Annotated in this window: 17 protein-coding genes and 1 rRNA gene; 10 read left to right on the top strand and 8 right to left on the bottom strand. The window is 57.5% G+C overall.

All coding sequences use genetic code 11. The annotated features are described in order from the left end of the window. Window positions 1-43: 43 nt before the first annotated feature. The 6 genes from Poly24_RS05040 to Poly24_RS05015 all read right to left on the bottom strand — a co-directional run bounded on the left by Poly24_RS05040 (window position 44) and on the right by Poly24_RS05015 (window position 6,506). A complete protein-coding gene (locus Poly24_RS05040; protein WP_145091377.1) occupies window positions 44-1,186 on the bottom strand; it encodes an aminotransferase class V-fold PLP-dependent enzyme in 1,143 nt (380 codons plus the stop codon). Next, window positions 1,183-1,617: a molybdenum cofactor biosynthesis protein MoaE gene (locus Poly24_RS05035; protein WP_145091374.1), complete on the bottom strand. Its 435-nt coding sequence runs from the start codon at window positions 1,615-1,617 to the stop codon at window positions 1,183-1,185. Before Poly24_RS05035 ends, Poly24_RS05040 begins: the two co-directional genes overlap by 4 nt. Window positions 1,618-1,620: 3 nt before the next feature. Then, complete coding sequence (locus tag Poly24_RS05030) at window positions 1,621-1,881, bottom strand: MoaD/ThiS family protein (RefSeq protein ID WP_145091371.1); 261 nt, start codon at window positions 1,879-1,881, stop codon at window positions 1,621-1,623. 79 nt (window positions 1,882-1,960) lie between these two features. Next, window positions 1,961-4,903: an anaerobic glycerol-3-phosphate dehydrogenase subunit C gene (locus Poly24_RS05025; protein WP_145091368.1), complete on the bottom strand. Its 2,943-nt coding sequence runs from the start codon at window positions 4,901-4,903 to the stop codon at window positions 1,961-1,963. Between the two features lie 36 nt (window positions 4,904-4,939). Beyond that, on the bottom strand, window positions 4,940-5,659 hold the full coding sequence (locus Poly24_RS05020; protein ID WP_145091365.1) for an LON peptidase substrate-binding domain-containing protein: 720 nt from the start codon (window positions 5,657-5,659) through the stop codon (window positions 4,940-4,942). 100 nt (window positions 5,660-5,759) lie between these two features. Next, the gene (locus Poly24_RS05015; protein ID WP_231753473.1) at window positions 5,760-6,506 is read right to left on the bottom strand and encodes a Bax inhibitor-1/YccA family protein; all 747 of its coding nucleotides are present in this window, start codon (window positions 6,504-6,506) and stop codon (window positions 5,760-5,762) included. A gap of 332 nt (window positions 6,507-6,838) precedes the next feature. On the opposite strand from Poly24_RS05015, the gene dcd reads away from it, so the two are divergent. Next, window positions 6,839-7,417 (top strand): dCTP deaminase, encoded by a 579-nt coding sequence (dcd, locus tag Poly24_RS05010; protein WP_145091362.1) that lies wholly within the window; start codon window positions 6,839-6,841, stop codon window positions 7,415-7,417. Between the two features lie 136 nt (window positions 7,418-7,553). Here dcd and Poly24_RS05005 read toward each other — a convergent pair whose 3' ends face one another. Next, window positions 7,554-8,738: an ATP-binding protein gene (locus Poly24_RS05005; protein ID WP_145102613.1), complete on the bottom strand. Its 1,185-nt coding sequence runs from the start codon at window positions 8,736-8,738 to the stop codon at window positions 7,554-7,556. 614 nt (window positions 8,739-9,352) lie between these two features. Between Poly24_RS05005 and Poly24_RS05000 the strand changes: the two genes are divergently transcribed. From Poly24_RS05000 to Poly24_RS04960, 9 genes are all read left to right on the top strand, one after another. Then, the gene (locus tag Poly24_RS05000) at window positions 9,353-10,219 is read left to right on the top strand and encodes an HDOD domain-containing protein (protein WP_197452333.1); all 867 of its coding nucleotides are present in this window, start codon (window positions 9,353-9,355) and stop codon (window positions 10,217-10,219) included. 492 nt (window positions 10,220-10,711) lie between these two features. After that, window positions 10,712-12,241 (top strand): 16S ribosomal RNA (locus Poly24_RS04995). Window positions 12,242-12,700: 459 nt separating this feature from the next. After that, entirely contained in the window at window positions 12,701-13,252 is a 552-nt protein-coding gene (locus Poly24_RS04990; RefSeq protein ID WP_145091357.1) for a sigma-70 family RNA polymerase sigma factor, read from the top strand. Beyond that, complete coding sequence (locus Poly24_RS04985) at window positions 13,249-14,889, top strand: LamG-like jellyroll fold domain-containing protein (protein ID WP_197452331.1); 1,641 nt, start codon at window positions 13,249-13,251, stop codon at window positions 14,887-14,889. The genes Poly24_RS04990 and Poly24_RS04985 overlap by 4 nt, the downstream gene beginning before the upstream one ends. A 20-nt stretch (window positions 14,890-14,909) precedes the next feature. Then, on the top strand, window positions 14,910-16,289 hold the full coding sequence (locus tag Poly24_RS04980) for a c-type cytochrome domain-containing protein (RefSeq protein ID WP_145091352.1): 1,380 nt from the start codon (window positions 14,910-14,912) through the stop codon (window positions 16,287-16,289). A 56-nt stretch (window positions 16,290-16,345) separates the two neighbouring features. Continuing rightward, on the top strand, window positions 16,346-17,698 hold the full coding sequence (locus tag Poly24_RS04975) for a DUF1501 domain-containing protein (protein ID WP_145091349.1): 1,353 nt from the start codon (window positions 16,346-16,348) through the stop codon (window positions 17,696-17,698). Window positions 17,699-17,794: 96 nt separating this feature from the next. Further along, the gene (locus Poly24_RS04970) at window positions 17,795-20,254 is read left to right on the top strand and encodes a serine protease (protein WP_145091346.1); all 2,460 of its coding nucleotides are present in this window, start codon (window positions 17,795-17,797) and stop codon (window positions 20,252-20,254) included. A 126-nt stretch (window positions 20,255-20,380) separates the two neighbouring features. Next, a complete protein-coding gene (locus Poly24_RS04965; protein WP_145091343.1) occupies window positions 20,381-22,594 on the top strand; it encodes a DUF1549 and DUF1553 domain-containing protein in 2,214 nt (737 codons plus the stop codon). 14 nt (window positions 22,595-22,608) lie between these two features. Then, on the top strand, window positions 22,609-23,595 hold the full coding sequence (locus Poly24_RS04960) for an amidohydrolase family protein (protein ID WP_145091340.1): 987 nt from the start codon (window positions 22,609-22,611) through the stop codon (window positions 23,593-23,595). On the opposite strand, the gene rrtA is transcribed toward Poly24_RS04960, so the two are convergent. Next, window positions 23,587-24,195, bottom strand: coding sequence for a rhombosortase (gene rrtA, locus Poly24_RS04955; RefSeq protein ID WP_197452330.1), 609 nt, complete (start codon window positions 24,193-24,195; stop codon window positions 23,587-23,589). The two genes, Poly24_RS04960 and rrtA, sit on opposite strands and share 9 nt — an antisense overlap. Between the last annotated feature and the right edge of the window lie 74 nt (window positions 24,196-24,269).

Raw genomic sequence — 24,269 nt, 5'->3', positions numbered from 1 at the left:
CGGCTAAGGTCTTTAATTTGTATTGTTTTCGTTTATCGCGTTGTCACCCGTGACCAACCAATTGGCTAACGGCATCGATCACGCGGTCGAGCGCGGCGGAGGTGGTGAAGCGTCCCAAGCTGAACCGCAACGTGCCGCCATCGGTCCCCAACGCTTCATGGATTCGCGGCGAACAGTGCAGCCCGGCTCGCGATTGAATCCCAAACTGAGCGTCCAAAACTCCCGCCGCATCGGTCGGTTGCCAGCCGTCGATCGCCACGCTGACGACCGCGACATGCGACCGCGCCCGATCGCGATAGACCTGCACGCCCGGCAGCGCCGCCAGCGCCTCCGCCAACCGATCGGCCAACGGGCCGCTTGAATCTTCCGTTTCGCTGTTGGCCGCCCAACGTAGCGCCGCCAACAATCCAGCGATCGCCGGCACGTTCAGATTACCCGCTTCGTGACGTCCCGGCAGCCCTGCCGGCATTTCCATTCGATCCGAATCGGTCCCCGTGCCACCATACATCAACGGCTGCACCTGGGACTGAATCGAATTTCCCAGATACAGAACTCCCGTCCCCAGCGGTCCCAAGCAACCCTTGTGCCCGGGACTTGCCAACATGTCGATCGCCATCGCCTGGACATCGATCGGCAGATGGCCAAGCGACTGCGCCGCGTCGACCAAGAACAGGGCAGGGCACTGCCGCACGATCGCTCCGATCGCGGCGATGTCTTGCACCGCGCCGGTCACATTCGACGCATGCGAGACCGCCACCAAACGCGTCTCCTCGCGGATCGCCACAGCGATCGCATCGACGTCGACAAATCCAAACCGATCGCAGGGGACAACCGTCACCGACACGTCGCGGCTTTCCTGCAACCAGGCCAGCGGCCGCAGGATGCTGTTGTGTTCGACCTGCGTCGTGACGACATGGTCGCCGGGGCGCAGCACACCCTGGATCGCAATGTTCAACGCGTGGGTTCCGTTGCAAGTCAACGCGATCTCGGCAGATTGAGCGTTGATCAATTGAGCGAGCGCTGCGCGGCAATTGGCGACCACTTGCTCCGCCGACATCGCCGCGGCGTAGGCCCCGCGCCCGGCAGCGGCTCCAATTTCAGTGATCTCCGCCGCGATCGCCTCCGCCACTCCGGGCGGCTTCGGCCAGCTGGTCGCTGCGTTATCCAAATAGATCCGTTGGTTCATGGATGCACCCACTCCGTCAGTCCGTCGGACCAATGCTCTTGCTTCCAGATCGGCACGTCCGACTTGATCTCATCCAACAGCCAGGGGATCGCTTCAAACACCTCCCGGCGATGCCCACCGCTGGCGGCGATCGCGATGCTCGCCTCGCCCAGATCGACCCGTCCCAAGCGATGGATCACAACAACACGTTTTAATTGCCAACGGTCCGCCGCCGCATCGGCTAAACGGCGCAGTTCGGTCAGCGCCATCGGACGATAGGCATCGTAGACCAGATAGTCGGTTTCTTTATCCGCCGTTCGCCGGCGCGTCTTCCCCAGAAACAGACTGTGAGCACCGGCATCGAGATCCGACAGCGCGTCCAAGATCGGATCGCTCTCGATCGGCCGATCGACCAATTCGACGACGACTCGCGTTTCGGCGCTGCGTTCCACGCTTCAACCTCCACTGACAGGAGGGATCAACGCCAGCTGAGCACCGGGCGAAATCAGATGGTCCGCCGCCACGTACTGCAGATCGACAGCCAACCGGCAGGCGGGCAACAAGCCTTGCAGTTCCGGACATCGCTCCCCCAATTGCACCAAGACCTCGCCAGCGGTTGCGCCGGCAGAGAGCTCAATCGTCAGCGAATCCGATCCCGCCAACGCTTTGGCGGCGGCAAACATCGCCACTTCGATCGTGCTTTGGGAATCGGTCATCGACGGAAAACAACGGCTCAGGGAAAACAAATCCAACGGGGCAGGGGACCGTGGGTCGGCCGCCTACCTTCATAAACTTCTAACTCAAAGCGGTCAGAGCGGGAAGCCGCCCATAGGCGTAGGCCAACACTTTGATCGGATGCAGCGTCGTCCGGTTGCTGCCGTGTTCGATCTGATTTTTGCAAGCGCTACATTCGGTTGACGCCGCCTGGATGTCGGCCTTTCGCATCCCGCTGATCAGATTCCAGCCGATGCGGACGCTGTTGCGGAAGTTCTCCCGTTTCATTCCGTACAGCCCCGCCATCCCGCTGCACCCCTTCTCCATCGATTGAACGCGCAGCCCGGGGATTAGATCCATCAACTGCTGTGCCGGCTTGCCCGAATCGATCGCGCGAACGTGGCATGGCTGGTGATAGGCGACACTGGCAGCGACCGGACGAAAGTCCAGCGACAGTTCGTTCCGCAGATGCATGTCCCACAGATAGCGGCAGGAATCGTAGGTGTTTTCGGCGACCAAGCGAGCGTCTTCGCTGTCGATCAAGTTGGGATATTCATGGATCAGACAGAGCGCTGCGGTCGGTTCGGTCGTGACGATCTGATATCCCTGGCGAACCGCTTCGGCAAGGATACGAATGTTGTGAGTCGCCGCGTGCATCGCCCCTTTTAAATCGCCCGCCGCGATCCGCGGCATCATCGACGAATACTGATTCGGTGGCACGTAGACCCCAACGCGATTGTGTCGCAACACTTCGACAAGGGCTTGCCCCAGTTCGGGGTCGTGCCAGTTGGCGAAGTAGTCGACGAAATAAGCAACCTTGGGGCCACCTTTTTGCAGCGGCCGCGTCAGCCGTTTCTTAGCCGCCCAACGCATGAAACTGAGCTTCGCGTAGGGAGCGATCCGGCGTCCGCGGGCCAGTCCCATCGTCCGCTCCAAAACCCAACGCCAACGCGGACTCTTCAGCACCCAGTTCGAAACCGTTGCCACGCGACTGGCCAGCGGCGCGATCGACTCGATCCGCGTCAGCATATAATCGGCGACCGAAAGCCCGTTGGTGGCGACGTATTGTCCGCGCAGCTCGTTGACGATCTTCGGGATATCGACCGACGCGGGGCATTCGATCCGGCACTGATGGCAACCGAAACAAAGATCGGTGATCTGTTTGACCTCGTCGGTCGCCAACGCATCGACCGACAGCTCGCCCGCCAAGACCCCACGCAACAGATTCGCCTTGGCCCGCGGCGACGCCTCTTCGATCGGCATCACCCGATAGACCGGACACATCCGCTCGCTTGGCGCCAACGTTTTGCAACGCCCGCAACCGTTACAGTTTCGCGTCGCCATCTCGATCGGTTCATCGGCCCACGACTGCAATACAGGCAATCGGGCGACGATCGGCTCGGAGACCGGATCGTTTTCTTCATCGTCCTCGGCAATCGACTCGGGCCCGACATGAATCGCAGCGGTCACCGAACGCAAGTTCTCATCGGGTCCCTGCGATGGCAACCCCACCACTTTGCCCGGATTCAACAATCCCGCCGGATCAAAGGCCCGTTTGACCGCGATCATCGCTGGCCACAAGGAACCGTATTGCCGCGGCAGGAACCAGCTGCGGCTGAGCCCCGCGCCATGTTCTCCGCTGATCGTGCCCCCAAACTCCAGCACCTTCTCGAAGATCGATTCAGCCAATTCCCGCAGGACCTGCGGGCTGCCGGGATCTGCCAGATCCAAAAACGGACGGATATGCAAATGCCCATGCCCCGCGTGCGCAAACATCGTGGCGGTGATCTGGTGCTCTTTCAAAATGTTCTGCAGCTCGACCATCAGATCGGGCAATTTTTCAGGCTCGATCGCGATATCTTCAATGATCGGCAACGGACGCGTATCGCCGCGCAACCGATACAGTCGCGGGATCACACGCCGCACGATCAACCAAAAGAAATCGCGCTCGCGGCGTTCGACCGTCATCCGCGAACCGAAGGCTAACTTTTCCGTCCGGCACAAGCTCTCGTTTAGGTCTCGCAAACGCGCTCGCAGCGAGGTCAATTGATCGTCTTGAAATTCAACCAGCAACATCGCTTCGGCATCGCGAGGGATCAGCTGTTCGAACCGCGCGTCGGTCTCGCGAGCGATCTCCAGCAAGCGACGATCCATCAGATCACATGCGACCGCGCCGCGACTGGCGGCCAACAACGCTCCGCGGGCGGCATGCTCTAAGCGATGGAAAAACAGCAGCGAAACACCGCGGTGCGTTGGCAAAGGTTCGGTGCTAACGGTCGCTTCGGCAATGATTCCCAGCGTCCCCTCGGCACCGACCAACAGCTTGGCCAGGTTGACTTGATCGTCGGCGACCGCGAGGTCCAAGCGATAGCCACCATGATTGTGCGTTGCACCGTCGCGGAGCTTTCCCAATTGCTCGGCATGCCGGCTTGCGATCCCCGAGACCTCTTTGGCCAGCCGCCCCGCAACGCCTCCGGACTCGCGATGGTGGCTGGAAAACTCCGCGATCTCTCCCGTGGCAGTGACAACTTTGATCGACTGCACGGTGTCGCGCGCCGAACCATAGCGGAGCCAATGGCTGCCTGAGGCGTCCAAGGAGAGCACGCCTCCCATCGTGGTCACGCTGCGAGCCTGAGGATCGGGCCCATACAATCGTCCGTGTGTCCCCAGTTCGCGATTCAATTGCGCCAGCACGACACCAGCCTGGACGCGAATCAAACGATCATCCAAGCGATACCAACGTCGCAAATAACGCGACATGTCCAGCACGATCCCTCGCCCGAGCGACTCCCCCGCTAAGCCGCTTCCGGCGCCGCGGGGATGGATCGAAAGATGGTGTTCACGGGCATACTGCACACACGATGCGATATCGTGGATCGTCCGTGGCCGCACGATCCCGGCGGGCTTCAATTGATAGATGCTCGCATCGCTGGCGTAGATCTGCCGATGCACATCCTCGCACAACACATCCCCTTCGATGATCCCGCGCAGATCGGCTTGCAATCGTGTACTGTCGGCATCCATATCAAACCGTCAACTCTCAAAGTCCAGGATCGGCTGTCAGTTTCGACTGAATGGCGGCGGAAATCCTGACGAGAGCGATGTGTTTTCGGGCCCGCAAGCGTCCCCTTGTTTTGGCGATGGCGACAGGGCAGCGATCAACATCTTGGCCCGCTGATCGACATCGAGTTCAGCCAACAATTGCAGTTTCCGCGCAACCGGAATGCCAACGGTATAGGCGATGATGTCGCTGACGATCCCCAACGGCATCTGGCTGTCTAACAATTGACTGAAGTTCTCTTGGGCAAGGGCGGATTCGGGAATGTATTTCCGAAACTCCTCCAATAACAACCGCTTCAATAGCGGCCGCTCGGGGGCGAGCTGCGGGGAATAAACGTCGTCCAAAACTTCGACCTTCGCCATCCGATAGGTCTGATTCGTGACAACCTCTTGCAGGATCCGCACCCGGCGAATCCCAAGCAACAAAATATTGTGCCGCTCGTCGTCGGTCGGCGTATGCGACACGATCCGGCCGATGCAGGCATACTCTTCCAATGCCGGTCGCCCCTCGTAGTCGGGTTCCCAACCACTGGCCAGCGTCGCCATTGCGATCAATCGGTCGGCCGCCAGGGTATCGGTCAGTAAATCACAGTAACGCGGCTCAAAGATATGCAACGGCTGCATCACATGCGGAAAACTGACAACTCCCGGCAACGGGAACAAACGCACCGTCCCATCAAAATGATCAGGCAAGCGCGTCAGACTTTCGATATCGGACATGAGTCAATCGCTGTCCCTAAGTGCCGCCCCGACCAGCGATCCCCGGCGCGGTGATCGCATACAAATTTAAACGCCCATTGGACGAAGCTCGATCCGGAGGCTAATCGTTCGACGAAAACGACATTACCAACCGCAGGATATACCAAAACAGGATCGCTACCGAAGCAAACAGGGCCAATGATGCAGCCACATACTGATCCGTTCGATAGTGATGCAGCACGTTGGACGTGTCATACAAGATGTACCCCGAAGCGACGGCGACCATGATCGCGGAGAAAAAGATCCCCAACGAAAAGCCAAACACGATACTGCAGACAATTGCCCCCATCGCAACCAATCCTGCGAGAAACAGGACCTTCCCCATCCAACTGAGGTCGACTCGCGTGACAAACACAAACGCTGTCAGACCAAAGAAGACCACGCTGGTCAACATCCCCGCAATGACGGGAGTCTTGGGATCGAATCGCATTGCGATATACAGCATCGGCAAAAAGACGACCGCTTGCCCGACGACATATAAAGCCAGTCCCAAGTACTGCATTCCTCGCGACGCACCGCTTTCGGCCCACCAGCGGGCGACCCAGCTGACGACCATAAACGCTCCCAAGACCAGCAACCAACCGTAACCGCCAACCATCCGGCCGACGATCGCTTCCATGGTTGCCGCAGGAACGGCGGTCAACAGTAAGGTTTCAAAGCCGATAAACCCCAAGACCGCCGCAGCGAGATGGAGATAGGTTTTGCGAATAAAGGTCGCGCGTGCCGATTCCTCAGCAAACGCAGCCATCGCATTGTCGCCAAACCCACGCTGCCCAGGATCATATTGGTAGGGATTCGTTGAACTCACGCCACGCTCTCCGCAAATTTAATTGATAGGTTCGTTCTTAATTGTTGATCGATGCGCAAGTCAAATACAGGCACGCCCCGTTGCGCAAACACTTCAGTCATTCTAAGCGGGCTCGATCGGCGAGAACACTCTCACCGCAAGAACCCCTGGAAGTGTACCACATTCAATCATCGCTTCCCATGGAATCCGGTTTTGGAAATCCCACGGTTTTCCAGCAACTGATTAGTTGACACCCGACAGTCCCATGATCGAGAATCAAGCATTACGGCGAACGATTCCCCCACACCCCTCCCCCCTCACCTGACCGCCGTCCTTTTCGGAGCAAAGATCGCATGATTCTCTCGGGCGAAGAAATTAGGTCGCGGATCGGCAACCAGATCGTCGTCGAACCCTTCGAAGAATCCAAATTAAACCCGAACAGCTGCAACTTATCGTTGCACGACGAACTGCTGGTTTACGAGGAAGTCGTGTTGGATGTCCGCCAGCCCAATCGATACCGTCGCTTGGAAATTCCTGCCGAAGGCATGGTCCTGCAACCAGGCTGCTTGTATCTCGGACGAACCTCTGAGTGGACCGAAACGCGGGGCTTGGTCCCGATGATCGAAGGCCGCTCCTCGCTGGGCCGTCTCGGGCTGTTTGTGCATGTGACAACCGGCTTTGGAGACGCAGGCTTCTGCGGCTACTGGACGCTGGAGATGTACACCGTGCAACCGATCCGAATCTATCCGGGGATCGACATCTGCCAGATCATGTACCACGAGGTTCGGGGCGACATCGAGGAATACTGCAGCAAATACCAAAACAGCCGTGACATCCAACCGAGCATGATGTATCGCGAATTGGGCTGCGTCGAAAACGATCAACAACTCGAACTCGACTTCGAATCGCTGGTCCGCGAAGCGATCTCGTAAAAAGCAACACGCCCCGACAAGAGCCAGGCGCCATGTCGCCGTTCGACTTCTCAGCGACGATCGCTACGCCAAGCGATGCGTCGCAACGGCCGATCTAGCGTCGTGGTCACCGCCGGGGCGGATGCAAACGCCGCGACTACATCACCGAGAAATAGTTCTCGACAGCAAAATCGAAGTATTCGTTGCACAGCTCGACCGGTTTCCCGTGATACAGGCAGTAATTGCGGACCTGCAACAACAAGTCGCGGGGCTGGCAATTTCGAAACGGTCGCTCGACCGGCAGATAGTGCTTCTTAATAAGATAGTCGATCGGTCCGGGCTGGTACGGGATCTTGGTGACCTTGCACATGATCTCGAACAACTTGCGAAAATCGGCTTCCGATGGATTGGTGACTTCGATTTTGTAAGGGATCCGCCGCAAGAACGCGTCATCGACCAGATCCTTCGGTTCCAGGTTGGTGCTGAAAATTACGAGCTGATCAAACGGAACTTGAATCTTCTTACCGCTGGCCATGTTTAAGTAGTCGTAACGCTTCTCCAACGGCACGATCCAGCGGTTCAACAATTCGTCGACCCGCATCCGTTGGCGGCCAAAGTCGTCGATCACCAGTGTTCCGCAATTGCTTTTCAGCTGCATCGACGCTTCGCTGATGTTGCTTTCGGGATTCCGCCGGACCTCCAGCATTTCCATCGTCAATTCGCCCCCCGCGACGATCGTGGGCCGTTTGATTCGCACCCAGCGTTTGTCAAACGCCGCATCGCTCAACAACCCACCACCACTCTCGGGCATCGCCAATTCATGGTTCATCGGGTCGTAAACCCGCATGATCTCTCCGTCGACAAAGATCGAACGAGGAATCCAAATGTATTTCCCAAAGGCGGAAGTGACACGTTCGGCGATGCTAGTTTTTCCGTTACCTGGATACCCGAACAAGAACATTCCACGACCGCTGTTGATCGCCGGCCCCAATCGTTCAAGCATCTTGGGATTGATCAACAGGTCGGAGAACGCCTTCAGCAGATCGTCCTTCTGAGGCCGTTGCCCTTCGACGGTCTGATGTTTAACGCTGGCGACATAATCCGCCAAAAGCACCGGACAGGCGCCGTAATAGGTGCAATCGTCGACATACCGGCGGGCTAGATCGCGCCCACTTTCCGTCAAGACGTACAGATAATCGCCCGCCGCTGTCGACGACCGATAGGCCACCGTCTGCTCCATCTTCATCCGGTTGAGCCCCGGTTCGACCAGCCGGAAAGGCAATTGCAACTGTTCGGCGATCGCCCGCCCATCGGCTTCCCCCGCGTTCAATAGAAAACGCATCGTGATCTGTTCGAGCAATGTTTCCGAGACCCGCGATTCACCCAAGGACCGAACTTCGCCTGGTCGCCACGGCTCATCGCGACTCGGTTGGAAACCAATCGCCGCGGCAGGGCGCGTTGGCTGAGACGCGGAGACACCGGCCGGCACGGTTCGCGGCGGCTGTCGCGGGACGTCGGCAGCGACGTTGGGCGGAGCAGACTTCTCAGGCACCAAAGGAGGTAGCTGACGCGACGCCCCATCGGAAAGCCCGTGAATTTTGGCTAGCAGTGCATCGAGCTTGCTGTCGGAATCTTGTTGCTGAGCCGTAGAACTCACTTGTATTCTCCAAAGAATTGCAATCGCGAAGACCCAAGTCCCATCGCAATTCCAATCGCCACATTAGCCCACAGACTGGGGCAATAATCGATACAGCGAAAACTACATTACAAAAATGCGCCTAGCAAACTTGCCACGCCTCTTCTCCGTGATGACCTAGATTATTTCACGAAGCGAAACTCCCGAAGCGTCTCTATCGCTCGCGCAATCGATCCGACCCCCACAATCGAATGCGTGCTTCCACCGAGACGTCGCGAAACCAACGTGATTCAGAGCCCCGATTCACAGAGCCCCCAAGCTTGACCACTGCATCGATCTCACCAACCGACGAACGGCTGGAAAAACTGGCTGACCGCGCCCGTTGCCAATTCCCGCTTCCGCCAATCGCAAAGTGGCTCCTTCGCAACGGCCATTTCGCGAACAGCGATGTCGACGATTTGTTGACGCAAATCGCGCCTGGCACCACGCTTTACGTTCGATTGCTCGCTTGGTGCAATTCACCGCTGTTCAATTGGTCCGAAACCTTTCCATCGCTTCGGGCGGCGGCACTGGTCATCGACGCCGATCACATACTGCGCCTCGCCTTCCTGGCCATGATCCGAGATTTTTACAGCCCTCCGCTGAAAATCGGCAGTTACAGCCGCGACGGACTTTGGAAACACAGCATCGCCGTCGGAGTCGTCGCCTCCTTTATCGCCCGCACCTCGGCACGTGCCACTCCCGTCGATGCCTTATTGGCAGGGGCCCTTCACGAAATCGGCCTGCTGGCGACCGAAAAGCTGGCCCCCTCCCTGTTTTCCAGCTGGCTCGCCAACAGCAACGCCGTGCAACATCGCCGGCGAAACGAAAACCTCTGGTTTGGCGCCGAAACGCAAAGTCTAGGAACAGCCCTCATTACCGAGTGGGGACTGCCGGAGTCCATTGTTCATGCAACCCAATCGCACCGTGGCCCCGACTTGATCGGGAGCCCCCCGCTTCCCGAAAGCAGCTGCGTCGCGATCGCCGACTACTTATGCAGCCGGGCAGGGCGAACGGCTACCGGAACCCACAATGTCGACGCCCCAAGCGACCAACACTTTGCGAACCTGGAGATCGATCACGACCTTTTGAGGATCGCGTGGACGAACTTGCCAACGATTTTGGTTGGTTGCGACCGCTTTCAATAACCGCCCGACAAACTTTGAAAAACGTTCACTAGGCAAATTGCAGGCCCAAACGACTCTTCCGCACAAATTTCTCCGAAATCTCTTAAACGCCCCTTGTCCATACAGCGAACCCCCTGTAAATTTCTGCCATGCCAACGAGGGCAGCACAGAAGCGAATCACGAAACGATCACTTCCGAGCTACTAACTCTCGCTGACATAAAACAAAACACGAGTCAAAACTTTCTTGAAAGTTTTGACTCAAGAGTCCTCAGACTCTTGACGATAACTTTAGCATCGACTAAAACATTCGAACCACCTGACTCACACGAGTCAGCACTGAGAATTTTGATCTTTGACAATTTGGTTGGTGAAACTCTTATTGAGTTCAGCTTTGAGACCGTTAGTTTTTAACTAATGGCGAAAAGTTTTTGCCGGGATGACCAACCCGGCGAGTTCAGCTTAAACTTACTTTGGTTAGCCACGATCGGAACTTCGGTTCTGGTCTATGCATACAATTGAAGGGTTTGATCCTGGCTCAGAATGAACGTTGGCGGCGTGGATTAGGCATGCAAGTCGCGCGACAAGTCTAGCTTGCTAGACGGAGGAGCGGCGAAAGGGAGAGTAACGGGTAGATATGTGCCCTTGAGACCAGGATAGTGTCGGGAAACTGGCAGTAATACTGGATAACATCTTCGGATCAAATGGTGTGATTCCGCTCAAGGATCAGTCTGCTTCCTATTAGCTTGTTGGCGGGGTAATGGCCCACCAAGGCTGAGATGGGTACCGGGTGTGAGAGCATGACCCGGCTCACTGGGACTGAGACACTGCCCAGACACCTACGGGTGGCTGCAGTCGAGAATCTTTGGCAATGGGCGAAAGCCTGACCAAGCGACGCCGCGTGCGGGATGAAGGCCCTCGGGTTGTAAACCGCTGTCAGTTGGGAGGAAATGTATTTGGGTTCTCCCTTTTACTTGACCGATCTTCAGAGAAAGTACGGGCTAAGTTCGTGCCAGCAGCCGCGGTAATACGAACCGTACGAACGTTATTCGGTATCACTGGGCTTAAAGCGTGCGTAGGCGGCCTTGTAGGTCGGGTGTGAAATCCCACGGCTCAACCGTGGAACTGCGCCCGAAACCCCAAGGCTTGAGGAAAGCAGGGGTGTGCGGAACAGATGGTGGAGCGGTGAAATGCGTTGATATTATCTGGAACACCGGTGGCGAAAGCGGCACACTGGGCTTTTTCTGACGCTGAGGCACGAAAGCTAGGGGAGCGAACGGGATTAGATACCCCGGTAGTCCTAGCCGTAAACGATGAGCACTGGGCTGGGGGGACTTCCACATCCTCCCGGCCGTAGCGAAAGCGTTAAGTGCTCCGCCTGGGGAGTATGGTCGCAAGGCTGAAACTCAAAGGAATTGACGGGGGCTCACACAAGCGGTGGAGGATGTGGCTTAATTCGAGGCTACGCGAAGAACCTTATCCTGGTCTTGACATGTTTAGGAACTTCTGTGAAAGCGGAAGGTGCCTTTCGGGGAGCCTTTACACAGGTGCTGCATGGCTGTCGTCAGCTCGTGTCGTGAGATGTCGGGTTAAGTCCCTTAACGAGCGAAACCCTTGTCTTTAGTTGCCAGCGGGTAATGCCGGGGACTCTAAAGAGACTGCCGGTGTCAAACCGGAGGAAGGCGGGGATGACGTCAAGTCCTCATGGCCTTTATGACCAGGGCTGCACACGTCCTACAATGGTGCATACAAAGAGAAGCAATACCGCGAGGTGGAGCAAATCTCAAAAAGTGTACCTCAGTTCGGATTGCAGGCTGCAACTCGCCTGCATGAAGCCGGAATCGCTAGTAATCGTAGGTCAGCATACTACGGTGAATGTGTTCCTGAGCCTTGTACACACCGCCCGTCAAGCCACGAAAGTTGGGAGGGCCCGAAGCCGCTGAGCTAACCCGCAAGGGAGGCAGGCGTCTAAGGTCAGCTCGACAATTGGGACTAAGTCGTAACAAGGTAGCCGTAGGGGAACCTGCGGCTGGATCACCTCCTTTCTAAGGATTTCTGATTTACTTAGGGTGACCTTTGTATTTCATACCGTGGATAACGATCTCAAGCTATCAATAAGAGTCGCCTCGCAAGAGGCACACCACCAATAGTCACAAAGACCCGCTTAGGTTTTCGCCAACCTGAGCGGGTTTTTTCGTGCGCTGATCGTATCGGCTCGCATCGGGACGTGAGATTACCCTCAAGTCCCACCTGGGATCCGTTGCGTATCGGCAAACAACTAAACCCGCTCGGGACTTCACTGTCCTGGGCGGGTTTTTTTGTGCCCCTGTTTTTTGGATATGGGCCACCTCACCCCTTCTTTTGTCATTTCGGTTGCCTTGTCAGCCAATCAGACCGGTGTGAGGGCGTTTTATCTTGGTTTCTTATCAGTTTCATGGCGAATGTTGTTCGCGACGAAACAACACTTTAGTAGTAGGAGGTACCCATAATGGTACCTCCGCCGAATTCCATCTCCTCCTATCGATCGAGCCTCGATCCTGGATACTCAGCGACATCTACAGTTTGCCGAACGCGTGGTGAAAAATCAGCAACGCGTCTATCGGTACATCGTGTCGCTGGTACCCAACCGGGCCGATGCAGAGGATTTGTTCCAACAAACGTGCCTCACGCTTTGGGAACAATGGGATCGCTACGACCCCGCTTTAGATTTTGTCCCTTGGGCCTGCGGTATCGCGCACAACCATGTTCGAAATTTCTATCGCAAGCGAGAGAATTCTCAGCTGCATTTGGATCCCGACGTGATCGTCAGCTTGTCGACCGAAAGCATGAAAATGCAAAGCGGTTCTGATGAACGGATCGAAGCAATCGAGCGCTGTTTGCAAAAGATGACGCCACGGAATCGCGAGGTGCTGGAAAGTTACTACGGCGGACGATCGATCACGGAAATCGCCGGCCGTTCGTCGACTCCCAATGCGATCTACAAGCAACTAGATCGAATTCGCGCGGCGCTGCACCAATGTGTTACCGCACGTTTGGCGGGGGAGGGTCTCCAATGAATGATCCCTCCCGATGGCAAACGCTTGCCAATGCGATGATCAACGGTACGGCAAGTGGTTCGGATGCCGCTGAATTGTCATCCCTGTTGCGGGACGATCCCGCTCGACAGAGAGAGTATTTGGAATATTTTGATACACACGCGACGCTGAGTTGGAAATTTCGCGATGCGGAGGTGACAGCGGAGCGTCCCCAGCCAAGCCAATCCACCCGCGGGCGCCGTGAGTGGTTGCCTTGGGTGGTCGCGATCGCTGCCACGTTCCTTGCGATTCTCTCCGTAGCGTCGCATTTGATTCCAATTCGTCGCGACCGTTCGAATTTTTTCGCGGCGGAAGAGAGAAGTCGTCCTGTTGAAGAACCCCAAACCATGTCCACGGCGCAGCCGATGGCGATGTTGATGGACCAAGCGGGTGCTCGTTTCGAAAAAGGTCGCGCTCCCACCGGCACTCGCTTTCAACAGGGCGATTACAAATTGCTCGAAGGTGTGGTGCATCTACGTTTCACCAACGGAACCGATCTCGTCGTTCAATCCCCTTCGGAGTTTCGGATCGAAAGTCCTCAACATTTCCGTTTGGCTGGGGGGCGGGTTCGGGGCATGGTCCCACCAACGGCCAAGGGTTTCACCATCGTTACCGCCGAAGTTGAGTTTGTGGATGTCGGCACCGAGTTTGCGGTTCGGGTCGGTGACGGTGGCCAAAGTATGCTGCATGTTTTTGATGGCCAAGTGAATGTGCTTCGTTCCAATGGCGAACTGATGAGGAGTGTTTTCGGCGGCGAATCGGTTCAATATCACGACGGCAACCTGCTCGATAGCGAGATTTTGGATCTCGACGGCTACCAGACTCCCGAGCACATCGGTTTCATGCGATGGCGCGAACAACGTGCGCAGATGCTGCAAAATCCGGGGTTAATTGCTTGGTATCCCTTTGTCAAAGAGGCCAATGGATCGATCCTCACCAACATCGTTCGCTCCGAAAAGGTTCCTGATGGGCGAATCGCCGGGGCGCGTTGGGTCGCCGGACGCTGGCCTGGCAAAGAGGCGCTGTTGTTCGACCGCGATTCGGACTTCGTTCAACTGAATATCCCCGTTGAATCGCCCGAGATCTCGGTCGCCGCCTGGATCAAATCCGATCGATACGAAAATGAGATGAATGCGATCCTGAACTCCAATGCGACCCAACGCGGCGGCATGCATTTTCAATTGACTCGGTTTGGACTCCCCCGGGGTGGAATTGTCGGTTTCAACCGGAGCGATTACCGCTGGGTTGGAAATCCGGTACCGCAAAACAAATGGTGTCATGTCGTCTCCATCGCTTCGTTCCCCACGCGAAAACATTCGATTTATGTGAATGGGAGCTTGGTGACTGAATCGATGTTTCGCGGCGAAGTCGAAGAAGAACGAATTTCATTGGCGCATTGCCGGCTGGGCAATTGGTTGCCTCCAGCAACGATGAACCACCAACCCTCGCGGTCATTCCGCGGCCGAATCGATGATTTGGCGATTTGGAATCGGGCCCTAACGCGCGAAGAAATCCTGGCCCACGTCCAACGTGGCCGCCCGAGTTTATTATGGCAGCCAGAAAACCCAACACTTAACGTGGAAGTGCCTGCTCTACCTCACGCGGCGCATCATCCATAGCAAACACTTACGAAGTACTTATGAAATACCTGATCTCCACCTTGGCGATGCCCCTGTTGTTCGCATCGTTTTCCGCCGCCGCGGAATCGCCGAACTACGACGACCACATCAAACCACTGCTCCGCAAGTACTGCCTGAAATGTCATGGCGATGACGACCAACAAGCGGACATTAATATGCAGTCGTTCACCGGAGTAATGCGTGGCGGCAGCGGCGGCGCATTGGTCGTGGCGGGACGATCCAGCCAAAGTCTGTTGGTTCAAATCATTACCGATTCCGATCCCGCGATCCGCATGCCTCCGGAAAGTCCCGCGATGCCCGATGCCGAGGTCCAATTGATCCGGCAATGGATCGATTCGGGATTGCGCGAATCGGCAACCAGCAAGTCGATGACCAAATCGCGTGACATCAGTTTCCAACCGGCCGCGGGCGCCGGCGGCCGCCCCGAATCTCCCGCGATGCCCGAAGCGCTTCCCGAAATCTCGGTTCCCAAAGTCGTTCATCCGCTGCCGGTGCTGGCGATGGCCGCCAGCCCTTGGGCACCTCTTGTCGCCGTCGCGGCCCAAAACCATATTCGATTGTTCAACACTGAAACCGAAGAAGAGATCGGCCAGTTGCCGTTTCCCGATGGTGAGCCCCATGTAATCCGCTTCAGCCGCGATGGAAATCTGTTGATGGTTGCCGGTGGACGTCCCGTCGAATCGGGACGCGTTGTGTTGTTCGATGTGAAGACCGGCCGACGGTTAGCCGAAATCGGCGACGAGATCGACGCGGTCCTTGCTGCCGATATCAGCGCCGATCAAACATTGGTCGCGTTGGGTGGAACCGGCCGCGTTGTGAAAGTTTATTCGACCAAAGACGGGAAACTGCAACACAAACTGGAAAAACACACCGACTGGATCACCTCATTGGCCTTCAGCCCCGAGGGGCATCAACTGGTCAGCGGCGACCGAACCGGAGCGATTCATTTATGGGACGCAGCCAGCGGCGGGATCCTCTTAAATCTGTCCGAACACAAAGCGACAGTCACCTCGCTCGACTGGCGCACCGATGGCAAGTTGTTAGCATCGGCCGGCGAAGACGGCTCGTTGATCTGGTGGGATGCTGGCGATGGTTTTCCCGTGGTCAATCGCGGCAAAGCGCACCCGCCGGCGCGTCCCGCCGACGTTCCGTACGGCGAGATCCCCAACGGTGTACTCTCGGCACGATTCGATGCCAGCGGAAACTTGATCTCCTGCGGACGCGACCAACACGTGCGGACATGGAAACCGAACGGCACTCCGCTGGGATCGATTAAAGTACCAACAGGACTGCCGATCAGCGTCGCCACATCCAGCGATGCGAAAGTCATCGCCGGCGATCTGAACGGAAATATTCACTTCTGGCCGCTTTCGAAATAGCTCACTTCCCACATCATTCAAACCTTGCCCAGCGAAGCCCCAACAAGGATTTCCCTATGAACAGAACACTCACCTCTCGACGCAAAGTTCTTCAAGCCGGCGTGTGCGGCGCGCTGGGATTGTCGATGGCCGACATGCTTCGGATGGAAGCTGCCGAAAGCAAAGCGTTCACTCAAGTCGCTGGACAAAAACGCGAAGCCAAAGCGCTTAGCGTGATCCAACTGCACCTGGGAGGCGGTCTCCAACAACAGGAATCGCTCGACCCCAAACCCGAAGCGCCGATCGATATCCGCGGCCAGTTTGGCGTGATGAAGACCAACACCGGCGACATTCTCAGCGACACATTTCCCCGCACCTCCGCGGTCGCAGACAAGCTGACGGTGATTCGCAGCGTCGTCGGACGGATCCCCGATCACCAACAAGCGACTTATCACCTGTTCACCGGATACACCCCCACCGCCGTGATCGATTTCCCTCAAATGGGTAGCGTCGTTTCGCACGAATTGGGCAAACGTGGCGAGCTTCCGCCCTATGTCGCGATTCCAAACCAGAACGCCTTCGCTGGCGGAACGGGTTTCCTCAGCAGTACTTACGGTGCGTTCGAGACCGATTCGGACCCGGGCGCCCGCGGATATCAGGTCAAAGATTTCTCGATTCCCAAAAACGTCTCGATGGAGCGTTTTGATCGCCGCCAATCGGCACGTCAGATCGTCGAACAACGGATCCGCCAATTGGAAGCCGACCGCGGCACGTTGGACACGATGGACGATTTCTACAAACAAGCTTACACCGTGCTCACCTCGGCCCAGGCGCAAGCTGCGTTCTCATTGGATGATGAAACCGACGAGACGCGGCAACTTTATGGCAGCGATGTCGTGGGACTCAAAGGCCCCGACAACCGCTTCCATCCCAAGGGGTTGGCCGAACGATTGATCGTCGCGCGGCGGCTGGTGGAGTCGGGTGTTCGTTTCGTTACGGTTAACTACGGCTCATGGGATTGTCACGTCGACGTTCGCAGCAACACGCTGGACCAGATTCCAGCACTGGACGCCGCGATCACCGGCATGGTCACCGACCTGGATCGTCGCGGCCTGCTAGACACGACGATCTTCTGGGTCACCACGGAATTCGGCCGCACGCCGAAGGTGAACAGCGACGCGGGGCGTGACCACTGGGCCCGTTGTTATTCCAACCTGATCGCCGGCGGTGGATTCACGCGTGGGCAGATGTACGGTGTCAGCGATGCCACCGGTGCCGAACCGGCTCGCGATGCGGTCCCGTTGGAAAACCTGATGCATACGATCTACCACCAACTGGGAATCGATGCTTCGAAAGAACTGTTAGCCTTCGGAACCCGTCCGATCGAAATCATCAAAGAAGGCAAACTGGTTAACGGCTTGCTCGCCTAGTCGCACGCGAGTTCCGATCCCGCAAGTTTGACCATCGCCAGCGACCGCAATGTCCTGGCGATGCTCCCGCCCCACATTCCATTGAACGACCGCACCATGCATATTTTCAACCGCACGCTTGCCATCCTCGGCTGCCTGATCGTCGCGCAACAGGCGTCCGCCATGACGAAGAACCTCGAAGGGACCGCGCCGCGCATCGGCCAGCGTGGTACGACCGTCGACGTGACGATCGTTGGCGTTTCGATCGGCGATCCCCGCGAGATCATCTTCTACAAACCGGGCATCCGCGCGGTGAACGTTCGGACCGCCGATGAACCGCCCAAAAGACGCGGGTTGATGCATGGGGGACGGATCGAAGAAGCTGTCGTTTGTCAGTTTGAAATCGCGGAGGACTGTCCGCTGGGCGAGCACCCGTTTCGGCTGTTGACGGCGACCGAACTGACATGCATCGGCACCTTCCACGTCTCTCCGTTTCCAATCATCGACGAAGAGGAAACCGAACACCACAGCAACGACTCGCTCGAAACCGCAAAATCGATCACTCCCAACGTCTCGGTTCTGGGAATTCAATCGGGCAGCCAGCGTCCCGACGTCGACATCTATCGCGTGCCAACCAAGGCCGGCCAGCACGTCTCGGTCGAACTGGATTCGGCCCGGATTGCCGACGTTCATTACGGCGATGCGGAGTTCGATCTGGCGCTGCGGATCCTCGACGAAAAGGGGAAAGAACTGGGTTCCAACGACGACAACCTACTGCACGTGCAAGATCCGATTTTATCGATCATCGCTCCACGCGATGGCGATGTTTTCATCGAGGTGACGCGTTCGGCGTACAAGCGATCGATGACGACGTACTGCTTGCATGTCGGCACCAATCGGCGACCGATCCTCGCGTTTCCGCCAGGTGGGCAGGTGGGGACGAAACAGGATGTCGTCCTACTCGGCGATCCGGCCGGCAGCTACAGCCATTCGGTTCAGGTGCCCGAGACCGAAGGGTTGTTCGATCACTACGACGGCGGCCCTTCACCGATCAAGTTGAGTGCCAGCGACTTCCCCAACCTGATCGAAGATGCGACTGCGGAGGTGACGAAAGTCCCGCAATTGCCGATCGCGATCAACGGGATGATCGATGCCCGCAACGATCGTGATCGCTACAAATTAGACGTCAAAAAGGGAGAACCGCTGCACATCCGGCTCTTCTCCGCGACGCTTGGATCTCCGATGGACACCAAGATCGTGATTCGCCCGATCGGTGCCGACGGGACGCTGGGCAAAATCGAATTGGAAGCCGACGACGCGACGCTGGAAGAACGGGGCACGTTTGGCACGAATTATCGCGCCCGGGGTGGGCAGACGTCGGTGCTGGATCCGAGCGTGCTCTGGAAACCGGCGGCCGATGGCGAATACCAATTGGAAGTCTCCGATCCCAGCGGCCAAGGCGGCGCGTTGGGAGTCTATCGAATCGAGATCCAGTCCCCCCATACAATCGTGCAAACCATGTTGGCCAGTGCCACGTTCGACTGGACCGAAAGCATGCGTGTCTCCGGCTTCGCCATCCCGCGCGGCAACCGCTGGACCGTCAACGTCTCGCTCCCCAAGGGCCAATGGAATACATACGATGGCCCATTCGAATTCATCGCGAACGGATTGCCCGACGGGGTCCAACTGGTATCGCCACCGTTGACCTCCGATGCGGGGAAGTGGCCGGTCCAATTGATCGCCGATCCCGATGCTCCGCTGACCGGAGCGACCTTCACGCTGGAAGCCCGACCGATCGATTCGGATGCGACCCTCGCGACCCGTTGCCAACAAAACGTTCCGTTCATCAACCATTCCGGCGGCGATGCGTGGCGTGCGGTGCGCGTCGACCAATATATGATGGGCGTCACCGATCCGGCTCCCTTCTCGCTGGTCGTCGAAAGCCCCAAGGTCTCTCTGGTGCAAAGTGGCGAACTGAATATCGATGTCGAGATCGTTCGCCAAGATGGTTTCGACGGGCCGGTGCTGCTGGAAACCGGCTACGTTCACCCTACGATCAGTTCATCGCCACCGGTAATCATCCCCAGCGGTTCGAACTCCGGAACGCTCACCCTGGCGGCAAAAGGGCGTCCACCGTTGGGCAAATCGCCGTTGGTCGTGATCGCCAGCACGATCAACGATTCGATCAAACCTTACTTGGGCCCCGGTCACATTCGCGTCTCTTCCGATATTCTCGAACTGGACGTGAGCGCTCCGTTTGTCCAATTGACAGCCGATGTCCAATCGGTCCGCCGCGGGGAAACCAAACCGTTTATTTGGAAGGTGAAGCACCAAAGCGAGTTTGAAGGGGAAGCGAACGTTCAATTGCAGGGACTTCCCAAGGGAGTCAGCGTTGTCGATCCGCAACCGACGCTGACCAAGGACTCCAAGGAACTGGTCTTCCAATTGCAAGCGACCGACGAAGCGCTGCTGGGCAAGGTCAGCGGACTTCGGTGTCAGCTGTCCGTCCCCGTCGCGGGGCAGACGATCGTGCAAGGCGCAGGCCAAGCGAGCTTACGGATCGACCCCAAGCTGTAACGAAACAACAACTTAAACTGCCGAACCTCATTCGTTTCGGCAGGCTTGCGGAACGCCCTCAGTAAAACGAAACGACCGCGTTTGAATTGGCGACCTCCCCCGATTCCCACTCCCCAAAAATCAACGATGAATATCCAACGTACATTCGCTTTCAGCATCGCCATCCTGACCACGTCGCTGCTGCAGGCCGCTTCGCCCGAAGTCCCCAGCTTTCGCAAGGACATCATGCCGATCCTGTTCCGCACCGGCTGCAACTCCGGCGCTTGCCACGGAGCAGCTCAAGGGAAAGACGGTTTTATGTTGTCGCTGTTCGGATACGACGTCCGCGGCGATTACCACCGGATCACGGGGGAGATGATCGGCCGGCGATTGAATTACGCGATCCCCGAACAGAGTCTGCTGTTGAAGAAAGCGACCGGGGCGGTGCCGCATTCGGGAGGCAAGTTGTTCGACACCGACAGCCCATATTACGAAACGCTGCATCGCTGGATCGCCGCCCGAGCTCCCGACGATGAAGGGGAGGTCGCCGAAGCGGTCGGATTGGAACTGTCGCAAGATGCGTTTGTGTTTGAAACCTCCGGCGCCGAATCGTCACTGCGCGTGCTGGCGAACTTCAGCGATGGAACGCAGCGCGACGTCACCTCCCTTGCGCTGTTCCACAGCAACAATGCCAGTGTCGCCGACATCAACCACGACGGCTTCATCACCGCCGCGCAGCCGGGAGACACCAACGTCTTTGCCCGCTACAGCCGGTTTACGGTCGGTGCCGAAGTGATTGTCTTGCCGCCCAGCAAAGGCTTTCAGTGGCCCAATCCCCCTGAAAACAACTACATCGATCACCTGGTTTTCGACCGACTGCAGAAGCTGCGGATCGTCCCATCGGAGCTGTGCGACGACGAAACCTTCTTGCGCCGCGTGACGCTGGACCTCGCCGCTCGGCCTCCGACGCCTGACGAATACCATGCATTTATGGACGATAACGATCCGGGGAAACGCGAGAAAAAGATCGATGAACTGTTGCAAAGCGATGAGTTTTCCGACTACTGGACGACGCTGTGGAGCGAACAATTGCGGATCATCGGCGGCAACTACGCTCCCGTGGGAACCCACCTGAAAGCGGCGACAATGTTCCAAAAATGGATCCGCCAGCAGATCGCGTCGGGGCGTCCGCTGAACGAGTTTGTCGCCGAGATGGTCGCAGCGTCGGGAAGCAACCTGACCAACGGCCCCGCAAATCTCTACACGATGCTGCAGCATAAACCGCGTTTTGAACCGAAGGTCTTCGCCGCCGATTTCTCTCAGGTCTTCCTGGGGATTCAAATTCAGTGCGCCGAGTGCCACAACCATCCCTTCGATCGCTGGACGCAAGACGATTACTACAGCTTCGTCAGCTTCTTCTCCGGCGTGAAACGCAAGCCGGGCGTCGAGCCTCGCGAACGGCGGATCTTCTACGACACATCGGCTCCGCCGGCCAAACACGTCGTCGATCAACGCCCGATGCCGCCCAGAGCGCTCGGCACCGTCGATCCAGCCGAACACGACGGCGATCCGCGGCAAGCCCTCGCCGATTGGCTGACATCGCCGGAGAACGAGATGTTCAGCCGCAACCTGGCCAATCGCATCTGGGCACACTTCCTAGGACGCGGGGTGATCCAACCGGTCGACGATATTCGCGTCAGCAATCCGCCGGTCAACGCGCCGCTGTTGGATGCGTTGAACGATCGTCTTGTCGATTCGAACTTCGATCTTCGAAGCCTCGTCCGCGACATCTGCAATTCCCGCGTCTATCAACTGAGCACCACGCCGAACGATTCGAATCGCTTGGACACCCGACAGTTCTCGCACATGCATCTGCGACGACTGCGAGCCGATGTGCTGTGGGATACGATCAACGATGTCACCGGCATGCCCGGGACGCCCGACGGACATCCTCAAGGAACCCGAGCGGTCCAGTCGTTTCCGGTCTCCGGAGGATCGACCGAACGTCCAAATTTCGGTGGCGACTTCTTTAAGACGTTTGGTCGTGCGGGGCGCAATTCGGTCTGCGTCTGCGACACCAAGACCGAACCGACGTTGTCGCAAACGTTAAACCTGAGCGTTGGCTCGACGGTTCAAGGGCGTCTGTATGCCAACGGACGATTCCGAAAGCAGATCGCCGATGGCGAAACGCCGGAAGAAATCATTCAACAGATGTTCATCACCGCTCTCTGTCGCCAACCGACCGCCGAAGAGATGTCCGGTTTGCTGGGTCTGATCGGTGACCAGAAGAAAGACGCCCACGTTTATGAAGACATCTTCTGGAGTCTGCTAAACTCAACCGAGTTCATCTTCAACCGCTAAACCGCGAGATCCCCATGAATCCCAATTCACTTGAGTCTCTCAAAACGTCGACGATCTCGCGCCGCGGTTGCTTGCAAAGCGGTGCCGTTGCGTTGACCGGGCTGTGTCTTGGCACCAGCGACGCCGCCGAAAGCGATCCGCCGCTGGAGATCATCGATTGCCATACGCACTTCTACGATCCAAGCCGGCCACAGGGAGTGCCTTGGCCCGGACCGGGTCCGCTCTACCGAACCGTCTTGCCGAAACATCTCCGCGAGCTGAAGCAATACCGCCCGGTGACCGGAACCGTGATCGTCGAAGCGAGCGTCTGGGTAGAAGACAACGCATGGCTGCTCGATTTGGCGGCGGACGATCCGTTTATCTTAGGGATTGTCGGCCGGATCGATCCCGACCAACCCGACTTCGACAAACACCTGGCTCGGTTCTCCGCCAACCCGCTGTTTCGCGGCATCCGGATCTCGGTCGGGCTTTTGAAAAAGCTGTTGGAAGCCAACGACCTCGCGGCACTCAAAGCGCTGGCCGACCGCGGCCTGGCCCTCGACGTCAACGGTGGCCCCGAGACCCCAGCGGTAATCGCCAAGTTGGCGCGTCGGCTGCCCAGCCTGACGATCGTGCAGAATCATATCGGCAACGTCCCGGTCACAGCCGATCGACCGCCGCAGGGATGGATCGACGGGATTCGCGCAGCCGCCGATCACGACAACGTCTACTGCAAGATCTCTGGTCTCGTGGAAAGCGCGGCCCATCACAGCAAGCAACCGGCCCCGAAGGACCTCGAATTCTATCGCCCCTACCTCGATGTCGTCTGGAATGCGTTTGGCGATTCGCGCGTGATCTATGCTAGCAATTGGCCCGTCTCGGATCGCGGGGCCACTTACGAAGACCTGCAGCGGATCGCGATGCAATACGCCGCAGAAAAGGGAGCCACAGCGACCGCCAACTTCTGCTCGCTCAATTCCAAGCAAGCCTATCGCTGGGTCGAACGGCCTCGTTTAGACTGAGATCGGCTGTCGAACTCGAGTCCAATTCTGAACGATAGGCACACCCAGTGCGGCGGTCGCGCCACAGATCAGCCCTGCAATGTGGGCTTCGACCAACGGCACGAAGGCAGCCGACTGGACAAACAGCGTCTGGTGAAAGACCGCTTCGTAGCCGAGTTTCCCGACCAGCCCCAGCAACATCATTCCTCCCAGTCCCGCCGCCGGCAAATCTTTGGCGTGCAGGTTGGTTCGTATCCAATCGATCACCCACCATCCGAACAACATCGTGTCGATTCCCGAGAGCCCACGATAACAACGGATCTCTGGACACACGATCGCTAGCGATAGAGAGATCACCAATATGCTGCCGACCAAGATGGGAGCGTACGCGCGGCGGTACTTCGATTCGCAGATCGCCGATAGCGTGGCGAACATGCTGACATCCCAAAAGAAGTGACTCCAATCAAAATGGACCACGTGTCCGCTGATCCAACGCCAAATCTCTCCTTGGGCGGCCCGTTGAAAATCGAGCTCCAGCAACGATGTGAGGCTCGGAAAGACCGCGGCAAGAATCGATATCAGGACGATCGTGATCGTCACAGGAACAGGAATCGTCTTCATCGCTGATTCGCTCCACATCAGGTCGGTTCATGTTCCATCAAGGCTTCGTCCCAGCATCTCCTTCCGCCGGGACA

The organism is Rosistilla carotiformis (assembly GCF_007753095.1).
GTDB classification, from domain to species: Bacteria; Planctomycetota; Planctomycetia; order Pirellulales; family Pirellulaceae; genus Rosistilla; species Rosistilla carotiformis.
This window is presented reverse-complemented; position numbering and strand designations above follow the sequence as displayed.

Excerpts from the sequence above, each read along its gene's own strand:
- Poly24_RS05020 (WP_145091365.1), bottom strand. The coding sequence starts at position 5,659 with ATGTCCGATATCGAAAGTCTGACGCGCTTGCCTGATCATTTTGATGGG.
- Poly24_RS04985 (WP_197452331.1), top strand. The coding sequence starts at position 13,249 with ATGAATGATCCCTCCCGATGGCAAACGCTTGCCAATGCGATGATCAAC.
- Poly24_RS05040 (WP_145091377.1), bottom strand. The coding sequence starts at position 1,186 with ATGAACCAACGGATCTATTTGGATAACGCAGCGACCAGCTGGCCGAAG.
- rrtA (WP_197452330.1), bottom strand. The coding sequence starts at position 24,195 with ATGAAGACGATTCCTGTTCCTGTGACGATCACGATCGTCCTGATATCG.
- Poly24_RS05005 (WP_145102613.1), bottom strand. The coding sequence starts at position 8,738 with ATGCGTTTTCTATTGAACGCGGGGGAAGCCGATGGGCGGGCGATCGCC.
- Poly24_RS05030 (WP_145091371.1), bottom strand. The coding sequence starts at position 1,881 with ATGACCGATTCCCAAAGCACGATCGAAGTGGCGATGTTTGCCGCCGCC.
- Poly24_RS04965 (WP_145091343.1), top strand. The coding sequence starts at position 20,381 with ATGAATATCCAACGTACATTCGCTTTCAGCATCGCCATCCTGACCACG.
- Poly24_RS04980 (WP_145091352.1), top strand. The coding sequence starts at position 14,910 with ATGAAATACCTGATCTCCACCTTGGCGATGCCCCTGTTGTTCGCATCG.
- dcd (WP_145091362.1), top strand. The coding sequence starts at position 6,839 with ATGATTCTCTCGGGCGAAGAAATTAGGTCGCGGATCGGCAACCAGATC.
- Poly24_RS04970 (WP_145091346.1), top strand. The coding sequence starts at position 17,795 with ATGCATATTTTCAACCGCACGCTTGCCATCCTCGGCTGCCTGATCGTC.
- Poly24_RS05025 (WP_145091368.1), bottom strand. The coding sequence starts at position 4,903 with ATGGATGCCGACAGTACACGATTGCAAGCCGATCTGCGCGGGATCATC.
- Poly24_RS04960 (WP_145091340.1), top strand. The coding sequence starts at position 22,609 with ATGAATCCCAATTCACTTGAGTCTCTCAAAACGTCGACGATCTCGCGC.
- Poly24_RS04975 (WP_145091349.1), top strand. The coding sequence starts at position 16,346 with ATGAACAGAACACTCACCTCTCGACGCAAAGTTCTTCAAGCCGGCGTG.